Genomic DNA, 17,406 nt, shown 5'->3' with positions numbered 1-17,406 from the left:
AAATTCTGTAAAAAATATCTTTTTCATAATATCAATGTTCCTTGTGAATAAAACGTGGGTATTATATCATAAATGAAGTGTGAAATGAAAATGATGAAACAATTACGTAATAGGATTCTGGTATCAGAACGATCTGAGCCGGATAAAAGCAGCGGTTATAGATGAGGTGACTAGATGAAAACTATAGATTTACATACACATTCAACTGCATCGGATGGAACTCTTACACCTGAAGAATTGGTGGATCATGCGGTGGAATGCGGACTTTCAGCAATTGCCATAACAGACCATGATACAGTTGGAGGAGTTGCAAGAGCACTTAAGCAGGCGGAAAAATATGAGGACTTTGAGCTGATTCCGGGAATAGAATATTCAACTGTGAAAAACGGAAAAGATGTTCATATAGTGGGGCTTTTTGTGAACTATGATGATCCGGATTATGTGGCGGTTCTTGATAAGTATATGCAATCGAGAATTGACAGAAATATAAAAATCTGCGAAAAGCTTACAGCTGCAGGTCTTCCGATTACTTTTGATGAATTAACCGCCGCAAATCCCGGCGCAGTAATAACAAGAGCACACTTTGGGAAAATGCTTCTGGCAAAAGGTTATGTTACCAGTATAAAAGAAGTTTTTGACAGATATCTCGGTGATACCTGTCCCTGCTATGTGCCAAGGCAGGAGATAACTCCGGAGATGGCAGTTTCTCAGATCCTTGAAAATGGCGGACTTCCGATTCTTGCGCATCCCATGATCTACGGTCTTGGTAAAGATGCACTTGATAATCTTGTAAAATCATTGAAGGAAGTAGGCCTTGTTGGTATCGAAGCTCTCTACGGAACTTACACCAATCAGGATGAGAGAGATGTGAAAAAGCTCGCAGAAAAGTACAATCTTATAATAAGCGGCGGATCAGATTTCCATGGAACAAACAAACCAGACATTGAACTGGGAAAAGGAACCGGACATATGGTAATCCCTTATGATGTCCTTGAAAATATCAGAAATGTACACGAAAAAATAAAGCATGGCTGAAGTTGTTATAGATGTAGTGCAGATTTGCGCTTTAAGATAATTTATCAATTGCAGTAAATGCTATAAAAATGGAGATAGTTAATGAAAAAGATTTTTTTTACAGATTTGGATGGGACACTTTTAACTGACGAAAAGAAGGTTTCCCCTAAAACAATGGAGGCACTTACTGCTTTTACCGATGCGGGAAACTATTTTGCCATTAATACCGGAAGAGCGCTTGATAGTGCAAAAGCAGTTCAGAAAGAAAACAATTTGTTTTTTAAGGGCACATATCTTATAGGCTTTAATGGTTCTGAAATATATGACTGCGATTTGGGTAAAGATGTATACAGAACCGGAGTGCCGATGGATCTTGTGCCTGCTATCTTTAATCTGGCAAAAGAATACGGGATACATTGCCATACTTATAATGATGATAACCTGATAACACCGGCTGAAGATGAAGAACTTGCCTATTACAGGAGAGTTATACATACACCATATATAGTTACTGATGATATATGCTCTGCATTAAGCGATGTTCCCTGCAAAATAATAGGAATAGAGCTAAAGGACAGAGAAAGGATTGAAAAATTCAAGAAGGCTGTTGAAGATATTGCAGGAGATAGGCTTACTCTACTTTTCTCAAATCCGTATTATCTGGAAATCTTTAACAGCGAGGCAGGAAAGGGCAGCGCTGTAAAGCGTCTTGCTAAGCACCTGAATATCCCTATAGAAAATACTATAGCTGCAGGGGATGAAGAAAATGACATTTCCATGATTCAGGCTGCAGGTTTAGGAGTTGCCATGATTAACGGCACAGATATGGTAAAAAAGTCTGCGGATGTTATTACAGAGTATGACAACAACCATGATGGTCTTGTTGCTATAATAAATAAAGATTAATAATGATGATTTTTAGGGGCTTTGTCGGAGGGGAATATGCCAAAAAGAAAAATCCAATTTTATAAAAGTTTTAGAAACGGGAAAAGGGCGCAGATGCGCTCTTTTTTTCAGTTTGTCACAAATATGAACCTATTTCTGAAGCTGCATAAATTCTAACATAGATATGAGATTCCAAAATGAGTTTCAGAAAATGAATTTCAGAAAATGAATTCATAATTTCTTTAATGAGGAGGTTTTTTAGATGAGTAGGAGTAGTAAATATTTGAATGTGAGTAGAATGATGGCTGTAATTACATCAGTTATCATACTGTGCGTTATGATATACCCGGGAATGGATGTAAAGGCTGGGACAGCACCTCAATTATATATAATGGTTAGAAGAAAGGGGTTAGAACAGAAAAACGGGATTTCACAGATGTGAAATCCCGGAATTGAAGTACTGATAAAAAGATTATTTCCTTTTGGCTTCTTCGAGTTCCTTCTTAAGACGCTCAATCTCATCGGTTTGAGAAGCAATCTTATCAGATTGAGAAGTAACAGTATCAGTAAGAGACGCAATTTTGGCATTTTTATCTTCGATACTTTTCTCTAAACGGCTGACCTTTTTGTTATAGAGTTCGCGCCTTAAACGCTCATTTTCAGAGGTTAATGTATCGTTTTCAGCAGATAACGTTTCAATTTTGTTTTCATACCGACGAATAGCAGCCTGACGTTCCTCTTCCAAGATGATAGCCTCGCGGATGCGTTCATCCTCATACATAAGCTTAGCAGTGTTGGCAGCTTCGGTCATGGATATATTATCTTGTGCAATCATGAATAGCTCCTCTCTGCTGGTTGCTTTGAATAATCTGGCCCAGCGATCGACTCCGTATTTGATATCTTCAGGTGATGCATTGTCTGCTTGATTTAATTCTACTACTTTTAGGATGAAGTTGTCACTATATGTGTAGCCATCGTCGACACTAGTAAGAAATATGGAAGGGGATTCTCGGACGTTATTGATGCCAATACATCAGATGGTTTTTATACTAATACTGGTGTTCAAAGTAAAAGTTATCGTTGGGTTAGCAAAAGTAGGATTGATTCTATAGTTGGTAAAGCAAGCTCTAAGTTACTAGATGAAATTGATGAATCAATATTGAAAGATGTCCCAACACATAAGAAATTGATACACAAATATAAATGCGACATTGAAAATTTAAAAAATGAAAAAGAAGAACTACTAAATAAGATTAGGAAATATGAGAAAATAATACCAACTAATGAAAATGCTATAAAATTGAATTTGATGAAATATTGCCGCTGAAATTATTAGAATGTATAATCTTTATATGAAAAGATGCTTGGGAGGAATCTACCATGGAAAGAAAACTTCCGGTAGGAATACAGGGATTCGTTAAGTTAAGAACAGATAATTTTCTATATGTGGACAAAACAGAATTTATATACAGACTGGTACATAACAATGTACCTTATTTCCTGAGCAGACCGAGGCGATTTGGAAAAAGTCTGCTTTTAAGTACTATGAAAGCATACTGGGAAGGTAAAAAAGAATTATTCCATGGGCTTACTATTGAAAAACTAGAAGCAGATAATTCAGATGCATGGAAAGAATATCCGGTATTTTACTTTGATTTTAACGGAACAAATTATAACGAAGAAGGTGCTTTAGAAAAAAAGCTTTCTTTTATTCTTCAAGGACTGGAAGATTATTATCACGTTGAAAAGAAAGAAAACTCTCTGTCTGAAAGATTTGTGAATCTTTTGAAAACAGCTAATGAATCTACCGGACTTCGCTGTGTTGTACTTGTTGATGAATACGATAAACCACTTCTTGATGTTGTAGATAATATAGATATACAGGAACATAATAAAAGTGTTTTCAAAGGATTTTTCAGTAATCTTAAGAGCTGTGATGAATATATACAGTTTATATTTATCACGGGGGTATCTAAGTTTCATAAGGTTAGTATCTTTAGCGATTTAAATCAACTAAGAGATATTTCTTTGGATGAGGATTATGCGGCACTTTGCGGACTTACGGAGAAAGAAATAAGAGAAAGTTTTGAACCTGAGATAAAAGTTCTTGCAGATAAGCAGGAGATGACAGAAGATGAATGCCTTGCTGCCCTAAAGAAGTATTATGATGGTTATCATTTTCATCAGACTGGAGAGGGCGTTTATAATCCGTACAGTGTGTTATCTGCATTGTTTTCAAAGGATTTTGGCGCCTACTGGTTTGAGACAGGTACACCTACATTTCTGATAAAAAACATTAAGGAAAGTAATTTCGATTTAAGGAAATTTACAGACCGAACTATTTATACTAATGAATCTGTGCTTAAGGACTATACCGGAGATACATTAGATATAGTTCCGCTTCTTTATCAGACAGGATATTTGACTATAGCGGATTTTGATCGCACTGACAGGGAATATACGTTGTCATTTCCAAACGAAGAAGTTAAATATGGCTTTATGCAGAGCTTGATGCCGGAATACGTCAGAAATTGTGGCTCAGGATCAGGGCTCGACATATTTACACTTCGCCGTTATGTGAAAAATGGCGATCTTGATAATATTAAAAATGTCCTGACCGGTCTATTTGCTAATATTACATATACGCTGGATTCGGATCCATTTGAACATTATTTCCAAGCGGTAATCTATCTTGTATTTACATTATTGGGGCAATATGCCATATGTGAGATGCATACGTTTAATGGACGTATAGACTGCGTTCTGGAATCAGCAAAGTATATTTATATTTTTGAATTCAAAAGGGATGATTCTGCTGATTCAGCTCTTAAGCAAATTGAGGATAACGGGTATGCACTTCCGTTTAAAGCAGATCCTAGAAAATTATTTAAGATTGGTGTAGCTTTTAATTCTGAAAAGAGGATGTTATCTGACTGGAAAGTGTGCGAATAGATATACAGAATAGTTGGAGATTTTGTAAAAAATAGGAGGTGGTAATACCACCTCCTTCATTTTATTATGAAATTGCTTTATTCTCAGCCTGTTCGTATTCTACTGATGCTTTTTGGTGGGCGGTAGAGAGCATGAGCTTAATTCTGTTAAGCTGGTTAACTTCGCTGGCACCGGGATCGTAGTCGATGGTTACGATGTTGCAATCAGGATAGTCTGAGTATCACTTACGTATGTTGATACAGTTACCGTTACTTCTATAGGTACAGAATATGCTCGCATTGATGGAGGACCGGCTTCAGCTACGCCTGGATACTTTACAGGAGTTACGGATAAAGAAGTATTGTTTGATGGAAAGGTAATAAAACTGATTATAGATGGTTCAATACTCTATTATTACAAGCCGACAAGAACATTCTATACTGACTACGATACGATGGTAACTGAGAATGGATTAGTTTAATTAAAAGTGCGAGGGCACAAAAAAGCCTTCGCAGAAGATATTATTGTAGTTATTGTATTTTGCACCTTGAGAACAAAATAAGTGACCGGAATATGAAATAGAGCAGGAATTTTAGCAGAATGGCTTATAACAAAGAAAAATCGGGATTTCACTAAAGTGAAATCCCGGGGATAAATTCAGATGAATTACTTGCTGTTCTTTTCCTCAAGAAGCTTTTTAAGGCGTTCAATTTCAGCAGCCTGTTCAGAAATCTGAGCATCTTTTTCAGCAAGCTGGGCTTCCTGTTCAGCAAGACGTTTTTCGCGAGCTTTGTTGTAACAGATGATTTCTTCGCGCTCTTGAAGCATTCTTGCTGTATATGGATCAAGATTAATCATATGTACTGCTTCTGCGAGGGATTCAAGGTATTCATTATCTTTTACAATCATTTTGACTTCCTCCCATGTAGTAGCTGTGAAGAGCTTTGCCCATTTATCTAAATGGTAGAACTTATCTTTCCAAGTGGCAAGCTTTGTTTGATTTAATTCTATCACAGAAGTCCCGGACATAAAATAATAAAAAATAGACTCCTAACTGTTGGATTGTGCGCAAAAATCTTTTGAGTTAATATAGAATAAGCAACATTTAATATGCGGGGGATGACACAAAATGTATGCTTATTTCAGAACAATAGTCTTCATCTTTGGACTTATATTCGGTTCGTTTCTTAATTGCACTGCGATTCGAATTTGCAGGAAAGAAGATTTTGTAAAAGGTAAGAGTCACTGCATGTACTGCGGCCACGACCTTGCTGCAATAGATCTGATTCCTGTAGTCAGCTATCTTCTTACAAAGGGAAAATGTAGATATTGCAAAGAAAAAATATCACCCAGATATCCACTTACTGAGCTTTCTTTTGGCATAATAACACTGTCAATGTACCTTGCAGTGTTAGAGCCTTCTTTTAGACTTGCGTTCACTGTGGACGTTCCTACATTAATATTGTTTTTCAGAAATCTTTTTCTTTCTGGAATTCTATTTATAATAGCGCTTACAGATCTTGAGACCTTTGAAATTCCGGATGGATGCATCCTTGCAGGAATCATCACCTGGATTGTGACAGCACCTTTCATGTCAGGAGAAGGCGTCTTTACAAAGGCATCGCTCTTATGGATTGGTCATCATCTTCTGGCAGGAATTTTGATGCTCGCCATTATGCTTCTTCTGACTATGGCAATGGAGAAGTTACTTAAAAAGGAAGCACTGGGCGGCGGAGATATTAAACTCTTTGCAATGCTGGCACTTTACCTTGGATATGCCGGAAGCTATGAGCTTATCATTTTTTCCTGCATCAGCGGACTTTTATTTGCAGCAATCAGGCGATTGCTTACCCCGGATGCTTCAAAGGCATTTCCCTTTGGCCCGGCCATAGCGTTTTCTGGATATTTGCTTTTGATCTTTTCAGAAAGTATTACAAACTGGTATCTTGGGCTGCTTATGTAGAGTCGTGTTTTAGAAACAATGAATTGATGAAAGAAAAGGTTTTCGATTGATCATTGTTAAGTTAGGGGGCTGTCACACTAAGATGATGATTTAATCATCTAAAGCGACAGCCCCATTACTTTTAAATTTCTTTATCTGTGAGCAGTTTATATGCTTCTTTATATTTCTCAATAGTTTTATCAATTACGTCTGCGGGAAGGTTGTAGTCGCTGTCAGGATTGGCTTTTAGCCAGTCTCTTACGAACTGTTTGTCGAAAGAGGGCTGTGACTTACCAGGTTCATAGCCTTCAACCGGCCAGAAACGGCTGCTGTCGGGAGTAAGCATCTCGTCTGCAAGAACCACCTCACCATTTTCATTAAGACCAAACTCAAACTTGGTATCAGCAATGATGATTCCCTTAGTAAGAGCATAGTCAGCGCACTTTTTATAAAGAGCGATAGTGTAGTCTCGGATTTTTTCTGCATATTCCTGTCCGTGTCCGGGGAAATCTCTTTCAAGAACTTCTACTGAACGCTCAAAGCTGATATTTTCATCGTGATCGCCGATTTCAGCTTTTGTTGATGGAGTGTAGATGGGTTCAGGAAGCTTATCGGATTCTTTAAGTCCTTCCGGAAGTGTTATACCGCAAACAGTTCCGTTTTCTTTATAACTGTTCCAGCCACTTCCTGTAATATATCCTCTGACAATGCACTCGATAGGGAGCATAGTAAGCTTTTTGCAAAGCATACTGTTGCCGGTAAACTGAGGCTGTCTGAAGAACTCAGGCATATCAGACGTATCAACGCTTACCATGTGGTTAGGCACGATGTCTTTTGTATAGTCAAACCAAAACTTGGACATCTGAGTTAAAACGGTTCCTTTTTTCTCTACCTTGTTTTTCAGGATTACGTCAAAGGCGGATATTCTGTCTGTTGCAACCATGATAAGGTTTTCGCCAATGTCGTAGATCTCTCTAACTTTACCTTCTTTTACCGGACTATATTCCTTCATAATTCCTCCCTTTCGCTTGCGTGCACATAAATGTTTTAGTTATATATTTGATCGGCTTTTAATTTGAAAACCGAGAAATATCTCTGAAGACAGAAGAGTATCAATCATCATCCTCTTCATCTTCGTTGGTCTTATAAACTGTACGTTTTCTTGCCATGGCGTCGCTCTCTAAGTATTCATCATAAGTAGAACGCTTATCGATAAGGCTACCGTCAGGAAGAATCTCCATTATTCTGTTTGCTGTTGTCTGTACTACCTGGTGATCCCTGCAGGCGAAAAGCTCAACGCCCGGGAACTTGATCATACCCTGGTTCAGAGCAGTGATCGATTCCATATCAAGGTGGTTCGTAGGCTCATCGAAGATCAGGCAGTTTGCACCGCTTATCATCATCTTTGAAAGCATGCAGCGAACCTTTTCGCCACCGGATAATACCTTTACCTTTTTAACTCCGTCTTCACCGGCAAAAAGCATTCTGCCGAGGAAACCGCGGACATAAGTTACATCCTTTATCTCTGAATAACCTGTGAGCCATTCGGTAATTGTATAGTCATTATCGAACTCACTTGTGTTGTCCTTGGGGAAGTAAGCTTGTGAAGTTGTTACGCCCCATTTGTAGGTACCTTCGTCGGGCTCCATCTCTCCGGATATGATCTGGAAGAGAGTGGTTTTAGCAAGTTCGTTACCACCTACAAAAGCTATCTTGTCATCATGCTGGACAACAAATGAAATATTATCGAGTACTTTTTCGCCGTTGATAGTTTTGCTTAATCCTTCAACAGTCAGTACTTCGTTACCGATTTCTCTTTCAGGTCTGAAATCGATATAAGGATATTTTCTTGATGAAGGCTTTATTGTATCAAGCTCAATCTTTTCAAGGGCTTTCTTACGGGAAGTAGCCTGCTTACTCTTACTTGCGTTAGCGGAGAAACGTGCAATGAACTCTTTAAGTTCTTTGATCTGTTCTTCCTTCTTTTTGTTTGCTTCCTTCATCTGGCGGATCATAAGCTGTGATGACTCGTACCAGAAGTCATAGTTACCTGCATAGAGCTGGATCTTGCCGTAATCGATATCCGCAATGTAGGTACATACTTTATTAAGGAAGTAACGGTCATGGGATACGACGATAACTGTATTTTCAAAATTGATAAGGAATTCCTCAAGCCATGCGATAGCATCCATATCCAAGTGGTTTGTAGGCTCGTCCAGAAGCAGGATGTCAGGATTTCCGAAAAGTGCTCTTGCAAGAAGTACTTTGACCTTTTCATTACCGTCAAGTTCGCTCATCTGCTTATAGTGGAGCTCAGTCTCAATACCAAGGCCGTTAAGAAGGCTCTCAGCATCGGATTCAGCTTCCCATCCGTTCATTTCAGCGAACTCAGCTTCAAGCTCACTGGCCTTGATTCCGTCTTCATCGGAAAAATCTTCCTTTGCGTATATGGCATCTTTTTCCTTCATTATTTCATAAAGACGGGCATTTCCCATGATTACTGTGTCAAGAACAGTATATTCATCATATTTGAAGTGGTCCTGCTCAAGGAATGAAAGACGTTGACCGGGTGTTATAACTACATCACCGTTGGTCGTCTCAAGCTGACCGGACAATATTTTAAGGAATGTAGATTTTCCGGCACCGTTGGCACCAATTATTCCGTAACAGTTGCCTTCTGTGAATTTAATGTTTACATCTTCGAACAGAGCCTTTTTGCCGACTCTTAGTGTAACGTTATTTGCACTTATCATGCTGTGGATTCCCTCCAAGTTGTTTCGATTGTGTTTCTACTATAATATAACCAATTTGGTATTATATTTGATGTAAATAAAAAAAGCAATGTTATTAAAAGTTTTACGTGGGATTTCTTGTTATAATACTTATATTATGAAAAAAGATATTGTTGGGGGTAATAACATCATGAAATTTAACTACAAAAGAACTATCCTGATAGGACTGGCATTTATGTCAATCTGCTCTTTCTGGCAGTTTTATGACAATGAAATACCAAAGATCCTGACTTATCATTTCGGGCTAGGAGAGACGTGGACCGGAGCTATAATGGCGCTGGATAATGTACTCGCACTATTTCTACTGCCTTTATTTGGTTCACTTTCAGATAAGACAGATTCACGCATAGGAAAAAGAATGCCTTTTATACTGTGCGGAACCGCTGTTTCCGTAGTCCTTTTGTTTACACTGATCTACACGGCTCATGTTTCCGGCAATCTGGCTCTTTTTATAGCCATTTTGTTTTTGCTTCTTGTGTCCATGGGAACATACCGTTCGCCTGCAGTTGCTCTAATGCCTGAGCTTACACCCGCTGCTGACAGAAGCAGAGCCAATGCGATAATAAATCTCATGGGAACTCTCGGCGCGGTATACACCCTTGTGATGATAAAGATGCTGCTTAAGTCGGCAGAAAATGAAGCGGATACCAATTACATTCCTCTTATGATATCTCTTGTGATATTCATGGTCCTTACGGTGCTTCTTTTGTTTATCACGATTCCTGAAAAAAAGCTGATGACGGAAGTAAGAAAAGATGTGCCTGATTTTGACGGAGAGGGCGAGAAACTTGGTGAAAATCCCGCTGTTAATGTAAAAACAGATGATGGACAGGTAAAAGAAGTTTTATCAGGAGAAGTAAGAAAAAGTATGAGTTTCCTTCTCATATCCGTCTTTTTATGGTTTACCGCCTACAATGCTGTAACAACAGCATTTTCAAGGTACGTCACAGAGGTGTGGGATCTTCATAACGGAGCATATGCCGACTGCCTCATGATAGCAACCGTAGCAGCTGTAATTGCATATCTTCCGATAGGTTCACTTTCTATGAAAATAGGTAGAAAGCTGACGATTTTGATGGGTATTACACTTATGAGTCTGTGCTATATAGCCGCAGCGCTTATGCCCCAATATAATCCGGCTCTGAATTTTTACTTTGCGATCATCGGAATAGGCTGGGCTGCAATAAATGTTAATTCTTATCCCATGGTTGTTGAAATGGGAAGGAGCTCAGTTATCGGAAAATATACAGGTCTTTACTATACTTTTTCGATGGCTGCGCAGGTGTTTACACCGATTTTTTCGGGCTTTTTGCTTGAACATGTATCATACAGGACATTATTCCCATATGCGTTTATCTTTTCATGCCTTGCATTTGTGACGATGATGATGGTAAAACACGGAGACTCAAAACCGCCAAAGAAGAAACATATTCTGGAAAATTTTGATATCGATGACTAAACTTATAAAAAGAAAAACGGCATTTGATTGCTGTTTTTCTTTTTTTCTATTAAAAAGCAAAGATTTTACTTAATTTTTACTGTTGTTTTTGATTTTGTACTTGACATTTTAAATTTTTACTTGTCAAAAACTGCTTTAAATATTAAAATATTTTGGGTGTTAAATAAGGTTAACAGTAGGAAGTAATTTAAGATGTTTTTTAAAGTTTTGTTGATTGTTATTATTGTTTTGGTCGTCCTGTATTTTCTGGCTATTATGCCCGGGATGCGAAAGAAAACAATTTCCGAAAAATTGCTTGCTCAGAATTTATATGCCCACAGAGGATTGCATGACAATAAAACCATGGCTCCGGAGAATTCCATGGCTGCTTTCAAAAAAGCTGTTGATGCAGGGTATGGAATAGAACTTGATGTTCAACTCTCAAAAGATGGGGTTCCGGTTATTTTCCATGATTTTACTTTGGCAAGAGTTGCCAGATATGAAGAAGGTGCATCCTTAGAAAATGCAGTGAAAAACGAAGACGGTTCATATGGTGTTGCAGGCAAAGTATGTGACTACACCTTCGAAGAACTTCAGAAGTTTCATCTGCTTGATTCGGATGAAAAGATACCAAGGTTTGAAGATTTCCTCAGACTGGTAGACGGCAAGGTTCCGCTTATTATTGAATTCAAGATAGAGAGATTTGATATGTCTGTCTGCAATAAGGCATGGGAGCTGCTTAAGGATTACAAGGGAGTTTATTGTATAGAGTCTTTTAATCCTTTTGGCGTCAGATGGTTTAAGGATAATCATAATGAAGTCTTCAGAGGACAACTGTCTGAGGAGTTTTTCCATGAGATAGATAAGGTGATGCGCACACCGGTATACATAATGCTTGCATTCCTTATGTTTAATTTTCTTACAAGACCTGATTTTATCGCATACAATCACAAGCATGCGAATAATCTTTCAAGAATGATCTGCCATGGCCTGTACAGGAACACTGCAGCTGCCTGGACAATACGCAGCCAGGAAGAACTCGATAATAATCGCGGCAGATTTGATATCTTTATATTTGAAGGATTTATCCCACAGTAACGGGATGAATGATAATTACTGATAATTGCTATGCTTGATCATAGTTAATTATATATAAAATTAGTAGCAAAAATGGAAAGGGTTTTACCGAAACGTTTTCGGTAAGAAAGGTAGTGAAATGGCGAAAAAATACGTTTACATGTTTAGCGAAGGCGACATGACCATGAGAAACCTCCTTGGTGGTAAGGGTGCAAACCTCGCTGAGATGACATCAATCGGTCTTCCTGTACCTCAGGGCTTCACAATTTCTACAGAAGCTTGTACACAGTACTATGAAGATGGACGTAAGATTAACGACGAGATCATGGCTCAGGCTATGGAAGGCGTTAAGAAGATGGAAGAGATCAACGGCAAGAAGTTTGGTGATCTTAACAATCCTCTTCTTGTATCTGTTCGTTCAGGTGCTCGTGCATCAATGCCTGGTATGATGGATACAATCCTTAACCTTGGTCTTAATGACGAGGTTGTTGCAGCAATGATCAAGGGCAATCCTGATCCTGCATTCGAGCGTTTCGTATATGATTCATACCGTCGTTTCATCCAGATGTTCTCTGACGTTGTTATGGAAGTAGGTAAGAAGTACTTCGAGCAGCTCATCGACAAGATGAAAGAGCAGAAGGGTGTTAAGTATGACGTAGATCTTACAGCAGCTGATCTTAAGGAACTTGCTGAGCAGTTCAAGGCTGAGTACAAGAATCAGCTTGGTCAGGACTTCCCTTCAGATCCTGTAGAGCAGCTTAAGCTTGCTATCGAGGCTGTATTCCGTTCATGGGATAACCCTCGTGCTAACGTTTACCGTCGTGACAATGATATCCCTTATTCATGGGGTACAGCTGTTAACGTAATGCCTATGGTATTTGGTAACCTTAATAATGAGTCTGGTACCGGTGTTGCATTTACTCGTGATCCTGCAACAGGTGAGAACAAGCTTATGGGTGAGTTCCTCATCAATGCACAGGGTGAAGACGTAGTTGCAGGTGTTCGTACACCTATGCCGATCGCACAGATGGAAAAAGAATTCCCTGAAGCATACGCTGAGTTCATCAAGGTTTGTGATACTCTTGAGAACCACTATCACGATATGCAGGATATGGAGTTCACAGTAGAGAACAAGAAGCTTTACATGCTTCAGTGCCGTAATGGTAAGAGAACAGCTCCTGCTGCTCTTAAGATTGCTTGTGACCTTGTTGATGAGGGACATAAGACACCTGAAGAAGCTGTAGCAATGATCGATCCTCGTAACCTTGATACACTTCTTCATCCTCAGTTTGATGCTGCTGCTCTTAAGGCTGCAACTCCTATGGGCAAGGGCCTTGGTGCATCACCCGGTGCTGCTTGCGGTAAGGTTGTATTCACAGCTGATGATGCTGTAGCTTGGAATGAGAGAGGCGAAAAGGTTATCCTTGTTCGTCTTGAGACATCACCTGAAGATATCACAGGTATGAAGGCTGCTCAGGGTATCCTTACAGTTCGTGGTGGTATGACATCACACGCTGCCGTTGTTGCTCGTGGTATGGGTGAGTGCTGCGTATCTGGTTGTGGCGACATCAATATGGACGAGGAGAACAAGAAGTTCACTCTTGGCGGAAAAGAATTCCACGAAGGAGACTTCATCTCAATCGATGGTACAACAGGTAACATCTATGATGGTCAGATTGCAACAGTTGATGCTAAGATCGCTGGCGAGTTCGGACGTATCATGGCATGGGCTGATGAGTTCAGAAGACTTAAGGTTCGTACAAATGCTGATACACCTGCTGATGCTAAGAAGGCTAGAGAGCTTGGTGCAGAGGGTATTGGTCTTTGCCGTACAGAGCACATGTTCTTCGAGGAAGACAGAATTGCTGCATTCCGTGAGATGATCTGCTCAGATACAGTAGAAGAGAGAGAAGCTGCTCTTGAGAAGATCCTTCCTTATCAGCAGAACGACTTCAAGGCTCTTTATGAAGCACTTGAGGGATGCCCTGTTACTATCAGATTCCTTGATCCCCCGCTTCACGAGTTCGTTCCTACAACAGAGGACGAGATCAAGAAGCTTGCTGATGCTCAGCACAAGAGCGTAGAAGAGATCAAGGCTATCATCGCTTCACTTCACGAGTTCAACCCTATGATGGGTCACAGAGGATGCCGTCTTGCAGTTACATATCCTGAAATTGCTAAGATGCAGACTAAGGCTGTTATCAGAGCTGCTCTTGAAGTACAGAAGGCTCATGCAGACTGGAACGTTAAGCCTGAGATCATGATCCCTCTTGTATGTGAAGAGAAAGAGCTTAAGTTTGTTAAGAAGGTAGTTGTTGAGACTGCTGATGCTGAGATTGCTGCTGCAGGCGCTAAGCTTGAGTACGAAGTTGGTACAATGATCGAGATCCCGAGAGCTGCTCTTACAGCTGACGATATCGCTAAGGACGCTGACTTCTTCTGCTTCGGTACAAACGATCTTACACAGATGACATTTGGATTCTCTCGTGATGATGCTGGTAAGTTCCTTAACGCTTACTATGATGAGAAGATCTTCGAGAACGATCCTTTCGCTAAGCTTGACCAGACTGGTGTTGGTAAGCTCATGGAAATGGCAATTAAGCTTGGAAAACCTGTTAATCCTAACCTTCATGTTGGTATTTGTGGTGAGCACGGTGGAGATCCTTCATCTGTTGAGTTCTGCCACAAGATTGGTCTTGATTATGTATCTTGCTCACCTTTCCGTGTACCTGTTGCCAGACTTGCTGCTGCACAGGCTGCTATCGCCGAGAAGGCTGAAAAGAGCGCAAACAAGTCTATCGTAGACGACGAGACAAAGGCAAAGCTTGAAGAGGCTGCAAAGAAGGCTGAAGAGATCGCAAAGGAACTTGCTTCACAGTCAGCTGATGTAGCTAAGGCTGGTCTTGAAGGTCTTAAGGCAGGCGTTGATGCTGCAGTTAAGGCTTACAAAGAGAACAGAAATAAATAATTAAAATAAGGTAACTTATTTTGAAAAGCTGTCCGCAAGGGCAGCTTTTCTTTTTCTATTAAATGAAAAAGCACCGGCTTTTAAACCGATGCTTTGAAGAAGGATCTTAAAATTTTGAATCTCTGTATATGATTTTAGGACTGATATAGGTCAGCTCGTAAGGTGAATCACTATATGTCATTCTGTAAATGCACTGCCTGGCAAGTCTTTTCCCGAGCTTCTCAACGCATACATCTGCGGTGGTTATGATGCCGTCGACATTGGTATATTCATCATTGGCATCAAATCCGGTAATGATAATCCCATTAGGAGCAGCACCTGGATGCTCTGCAAGATAGAACTGCACAAAGTGCGCGATATAGTCACTGACGCAGATAAATGCAGAGGGCAGTGTCTCAAGGCTATCAAGATAGTTGAAGAGTTCCTGCTTATATGAATAGATGTCGATTTTATCTGTTTTGCAGTATTTCTGATTTACAGGAAGATTATTATCCTTCATACATGTAAGGAAACCGGCGTATCTGTCGTGGTTTGTCTGTGCATACATTATGTCACCGATGAAACCGATGTCTTTTACGCCTCTTTTTATGACTGATTCGGTAATCTTGTAGATTGTGTGGTATCCCTCAATAAGAATGAGATCTCCGTCTACATCACCGAAAGTTACATCAGGAACAGTATCGAGAAATACTTTCGGAATCGGAATACTGTTAAGTCGTCTGATAATCTGTGCATCGTAAATATTCATGATAACAACAGCATTAAATGAGCCGTTAACAAGTGTTCTCGGAAGCTGGAAACTATCTGTATATATAGGATCCACACATGTGTATATGAGATTGATGCTGTTTTGGGACAATTCTTCAGCCATACTGTGTATGATGCTTGTCCAGAAAAAAGATGATTCGGGTCTCGAAACTACTATAGATATGTTTTTTGACTCTTTTGCTGCAGGAAGCTCGGCAATTCCTTTGTTGTAGCCGAGTTCATTGGCTTTTGCCAGTACTTCGGACTTCAAAAATTCGGATACTCCGGGCTGGTTGTTGAATACTTTCCAGACAGTGACTCTGGAGACTCCCAGGGCATCTGCGATGTCCTGCATAGTTACTTTTCTCATGGTATAACTCTCCATCACATTATTTTAAACTGAACATATCATATATTTAACAAAATGTAAACCGGTAAATATAATTTAATTTTTATCTTTTGTTAATAACATATACATGTTGCATAATTTACAAAAGGTAAAATTATGCAAATGTTGAAAATGTCGACAACGTTACTTGACATTGAGTTAATGAAATATTAAGATTGCATTATAAAATGATAACAAAAAGTTAATTAACATTTTGTTAACTTTTAATTTGGAAAGGCGAAATTGAAATGAAGAACCAAAAGAAAACCAAGAGACGATTTAAATTTACAAGAGATGATCTTGATCTTACGCTTATATCTTTACCGACAGTAATATGGTTTTTACTTTTTGCGTATCTGCCGATGTTCGGTATAATAATTGCTTTTAAGAATTATAAGCTGAGCGGAGGACATGGTTTCTTGTATAGCCTGCTTCACAGTGAATGGGTTGGATGGTCGAATTTCACTTATTTCTTTAAATCAAACGCATTTGCAATGCTCCTTAGAAATACGATAGTTTACAACATCATATTTATTATTCTTGGTGCAGCAGTAGCGGTTGGCTTTGCACTTATGCTCAGCAATTTAAGAAGCAAGCTTTTATCAAAAACCTACCAGACAATGATGTTCTTTCCTTATTTCATGTCTTGGGTAGTAGTAAGCTACATTGTCTATGCAATTCTTACTCCTGACAAAGGATATTTGAATGCGCTGATCACTCACCTGGGCGGCGAAAAAGTTATGTGGTATCAGTCGCCTCAGTACTGGCCATTTTTCCTTACTTTCATGAAGATCTGGAAGGGCATGGGATACGGAATGGTTATCTACCTGGCTGCGATCACCGGAATCGATCCTTCATTATATGAAGCGGCAGTAATGGATGGCGCAACCAAATGGCAACAGGCTAAATACATAACAATGCCCAGCATAAAGACAGTGCTTGTAATGATGCTTATCTTAGATACCGGAAAAATCTTCTATTCAGATTTCGGTTTGTTCTATCAGGTAACAGGCGGAATACCTCAGTCACTATATACGACAGTATCTACATTCGATACATACATTTACAAAGCTATTCAGTCCAGTGCTCCGATAGGAAAAACTGCTGCGGCTTCCTTCTTCCAGTCGGTATGCTGCTGTGTAACGATACTTATCGCAAACTTCGTAGTAAGCAAGATTGATGAAGACAGTGCGATCATCTGATAAATAAAAACATTAAAGGATT

14 protein-coding genes are annotated in these 17,406 nt (G+C 39.4%); 9 read left to right on the top strand and 5 right to left on the bottom strand.

Annotated elements, in window-relative coordinates; genetic code table 11:
* Positions 1-174 precede the first annotated feature (174 nt).
* The 3 genes from T543_RS05325 to T543_RS05315 all read left to right on the top strand — a co-directional run bounded on the left by T543_RS05325 (position 175) and on the right by T543_RS05315 (position 2,341).
* Positions 175-1,035 (top strand): PHP domain-containing protein, encoded by an 861-nt coding sequence (locus tag T543_RS05325; protein ID WP_035766327.1) that lies wholly within the window; start codon positions 175-177, stop codon positions 1,033-1,035.
* Between the two features lie 81 nt (positions 1,036-1,116).
* Positions 1,117-1,920, top strand: a complete 804-nt coding sequence (locus T543_RS05320; RefSeq protein ID WP_035766326.1) for a Cof-type HAD-IIB family hydrolase — start codon at positions 1,117-1,119, stop codon at positions 1,918-1,920.
* A 241-nt stretch (positions 1,921-2,161) separates the two neighbouring features.
* Positions 2,162-2,341 carry a hypothetical protein gene (locus T543_RS05315; RefSeq protein ID WP_035766324.1) on the top strand — a complete coding sequence of 60 codons (180 nt, stop codon included), beginning with the start codon at positions 2,162-2,164 and terminating at the stop codon, positions 2,339-2,341.
* Between the two features lie 30 nt (positions 2,342-2,371).
* Here the strand turns inward: T543_RS05315 and T543_RS05310 are convergent, their stop codons facing one another.
* On the bottom strand, positions 2,372-2,734 hold the full coding sequence (locus tag T543_RS05310) for a hypothetical protein (RefSeq protein ID WP_035766322.1): 363 nt from the start codon (positions 2,732-2,734) through the stop codon (positions 2,372-2,374).
* A gap of 545 nt (positions 2,735-3,279) precedes the next feature.
* On the opposite strand from T543_RS05310, the gene T543_RS05305 reads away from it, so the two are divergent.
* The gene (locus T543_RS05305) at positions 3,280-4,851 is read left to right on the top strand and encodes an ATP-binding protein (protein WP_026525425.1); all 1,572 of its coding nucleotides are present in this window, start codon (positions 3,280-3,282) and stop codon (positions 4,849-4,851) included.
* A gap of 645 nt (positions 4,852-5,496) precedes the next feature.
* On the opposite strand, the gene T543_RS05300 is transcribed toward T543_RS05305, so the two are convergent.
* Positions 5,497-5,739, bottom strand: coding sequence for a hypothetical protein (locus T543_RS05300; RefSeq protein ID WP_035766319.1), 243 nt, complete (start codon positions 5,737-5,739; stop codon positions 5,497-5,499).
* A 220-nt stretch (positions 5,740-5,959) separates the two neighbouring features.
* On the opposite strand from T543_RS05300, the gene T543_RS15095 reads away from it, so the two are divergent.
* Complete coding sequence (locus T543_RS15095) at positions 5,960-6,793, top strand: prepilin peptidase (protein WP_051638555.1); 834 nt, start codon at positions 5,960-5,962, stop codon at positions 6,791-6,793.
* Positions 6,794-6,914: 121 nt separating this feature from the next.
* On the opposite strand, the gene T543_RS05290 is transcribed toward T543_RS15095, so the two are convergent.
* On the bottom strand, positions 6,915-7,784 hold the full coding sequence (locus tag T543_RS05290) for a phosphoribosylaminoimidazolesuccinocarboxamide synthase (protein ID WP_035766318.1): 870 nt from the start codon (positions 7,782-7,784) through the stop codon (positions 6,915-6,917).
* A 100-nt stretch (positions 7,785-7,884) separates the two neighbouring features.
* A complete protein-coding gene (locus T543_RS05285) occupies positions 7,885-9,525 on the bottom strand; it encodes an ABC-F family ATP-binding cassette domain-containing protein (RefSeq protein WP_035766317.1) in 1,641 nt (546 codons plus the stop codon).
* A gap of 169 nt (positions 9,526-9,694) precedes the next feature.
* On the opposite strand from T543_RS05285, the gene T543_RS05280 reads away from it, so the two are divergent.
* The 3 genes from T543_RS05280 to ppdK all read left to right on the top strand — a co-directional run bounded on the left by T543_RS05280 (position 9,695) and on the right by ppdK (position 15,047).
* Positions 9,695-11,023 (top strand): MFS transporter, encoded by a 1,329-nt coding sequence (locus T543_RS05280; RefSeq protein ID WP_035766316.1) that lies wholly within the window; start codon positions 9,695-9,697, stop codon positions 11,021-11,023.
* A 192-nt stretch (positions 11,024-11,215) separates the two neighbouring features.
* On the top strand, positions 11,216-12,100 hold the full coding sequence (locus T543_RS05275) for a glycerophosphodiester phosphodiesterase family protein (protein ID WP_035766315.1): 885 nt from the start codon (positions 11,216-11,218) through the stop codon (positions 12,098-12,100).
* Between the two features lie 118 nt (positions 12,101-12,218).
* On the top strand, positions 12,219-15,047 hold the full coding sequence (gene ppdK, locus T543_RS05270) for a pyruvate, phosphate dikinase (RefSeq protein ID WP_035766312.1): 2,829 nt from the start codon (positions 12,219-12,221) through the stop codon (positions 15,045-15,047).
* 106 nt (positions 15,048-15,153) lie between these two features.
* Here the strand turns inward: ppdK and T543_RS05265 are convergent, their stop codons facing one another.
* Positions 15,154-16,164, bottom strand: a complete 1,011-nt coding sequence (locus tag T543_RS05265; protein ID WP_035766309.1) for a LacI family DNA-binding transcriptional regulator — start codon at positions 16,162-16,164, stop codon at positions 15,154-15,156.
* A gap of 266 nt (positions 16,165-16,430) precedes the next feature.
* On the opposite strand from T543_RS05265, the gene T543_RS05260 reads away from it, so the two are divergent.
* Entirely contained in the window at positions 16,431-17,384 is a 954-nt protein-coding gene (locus T543_RS05260) for an ABC transporter permease (protein ID WP_035766307.1), read from the top strand.
* Positions 17,385-17,406: the final 22 nt, after the last annotated feature.

The sequence above is a fragment of the Butyrivibrio sp. NC2002 genome (assembly GCF_000702265.1).
Taxonomy (GTDB): Bacteria; Bacillota; Clostridia; order Lachnospirales; family Lachnospiraceae; genus Butyrivibrio.
This window is presented reverse-complemented; position numbering and strand designations above follow the sequence as displayed.

Bases quoted from the DNA above. Each gene is read 5' to 3' on its own strand.
- T543_RS05300 (WP_035766319.1), bottom strand. From the start codon at position 5,739: ATGATTGTAAAAGATAATGAATACCTTGAATCCCTCGCAGAAGCAGTA.
- T543_RS05320 (WP_035766326.1), top strand. From the start codon at position 1,117: ATGAAAAAGATTTTTTTTACAGATTTGGATGGGACACTTTTAACTGAC.
- T543_RS05310 (WP_035766322.1), bottom strand. From the start codon at position 2,734: ATGATTGCACAAGATAATATATCCATGACCGAAGCTGCCAACACTGCT.
- T543_RS05260 (WP_035766307.1), top strand. From the start codon at position 16,431: ATGAAGAACCAAAAGAAAACCAAGAGACGATTTAAATTTACAAGAGAT.
- T543_RS05325 (WP_035766327.1), top strand. From the start codon at position 175: ATGAAAACTATAGATTTACATACACATTCAACTGCATCGGATGGAACT.
- T543_RS05275 (WP_035766315.1), top strand. From the start codon at position 11,216: ATGTTTTTTAAAGTTTTGTTGATTGTTATTATTGTTTTGGTCGTCCTG.
- ppdK (WP_035766312.1), top strand. From the start codon at position 12,219: ATGGCGAAAAAATACGTTTACATGTTTAGCGAAGGCGACATGACCATG.
- T543_RS05285 (WP_035766317.1), bottom strand. From the start codon at position 9,525: ATGATAAGTGCAAATAACGTTACACTAAGAGTCGGCAAAAAGGCTCTG.
- T543_RS05280 (WP_035766316.1), top strand. From the start codon at position 9,695: ATGAAATTTAACTACAAAAGAACTATCCTGATAGGACTGGCATTTATG.
- T543_RS05315 (WP_035766324.1), top strand. From the start codon at position 2,162: ATGAGTAGGAGTAGTAAATATTTGAATGTGAGTAGAATGATGGCTGTA.
- T543_RS05265 (WP_035766309.1), bottom strand. From the start codon at position 16,164: ATGAGAAAAGTAACTATGCAGGACATCGCAGATGCCCTGGGAGTCTCC.
- T543_RS05305 (WP_026525425.1), top strand. From the start codon at position 3,280: ATGGAAAGAAAACTTCCGGTAGGAATACAGGGATTCGTTAAGTTAAGA.
- T543_RS05290 (WP_035766318.1), bottom strand. From the start codon at position 7,784: ATGAAGGAATATAGTCCGGTAAAAGAAGGTAAAGTTAGAGAGATCTAC.
- T543_RS15095 (WP_051638555.1), top strand. From the start codon at position 5,960: ATGTATGCTTATTTCAGAACAATAGTCTTCATCTTTGGACTTATATTC.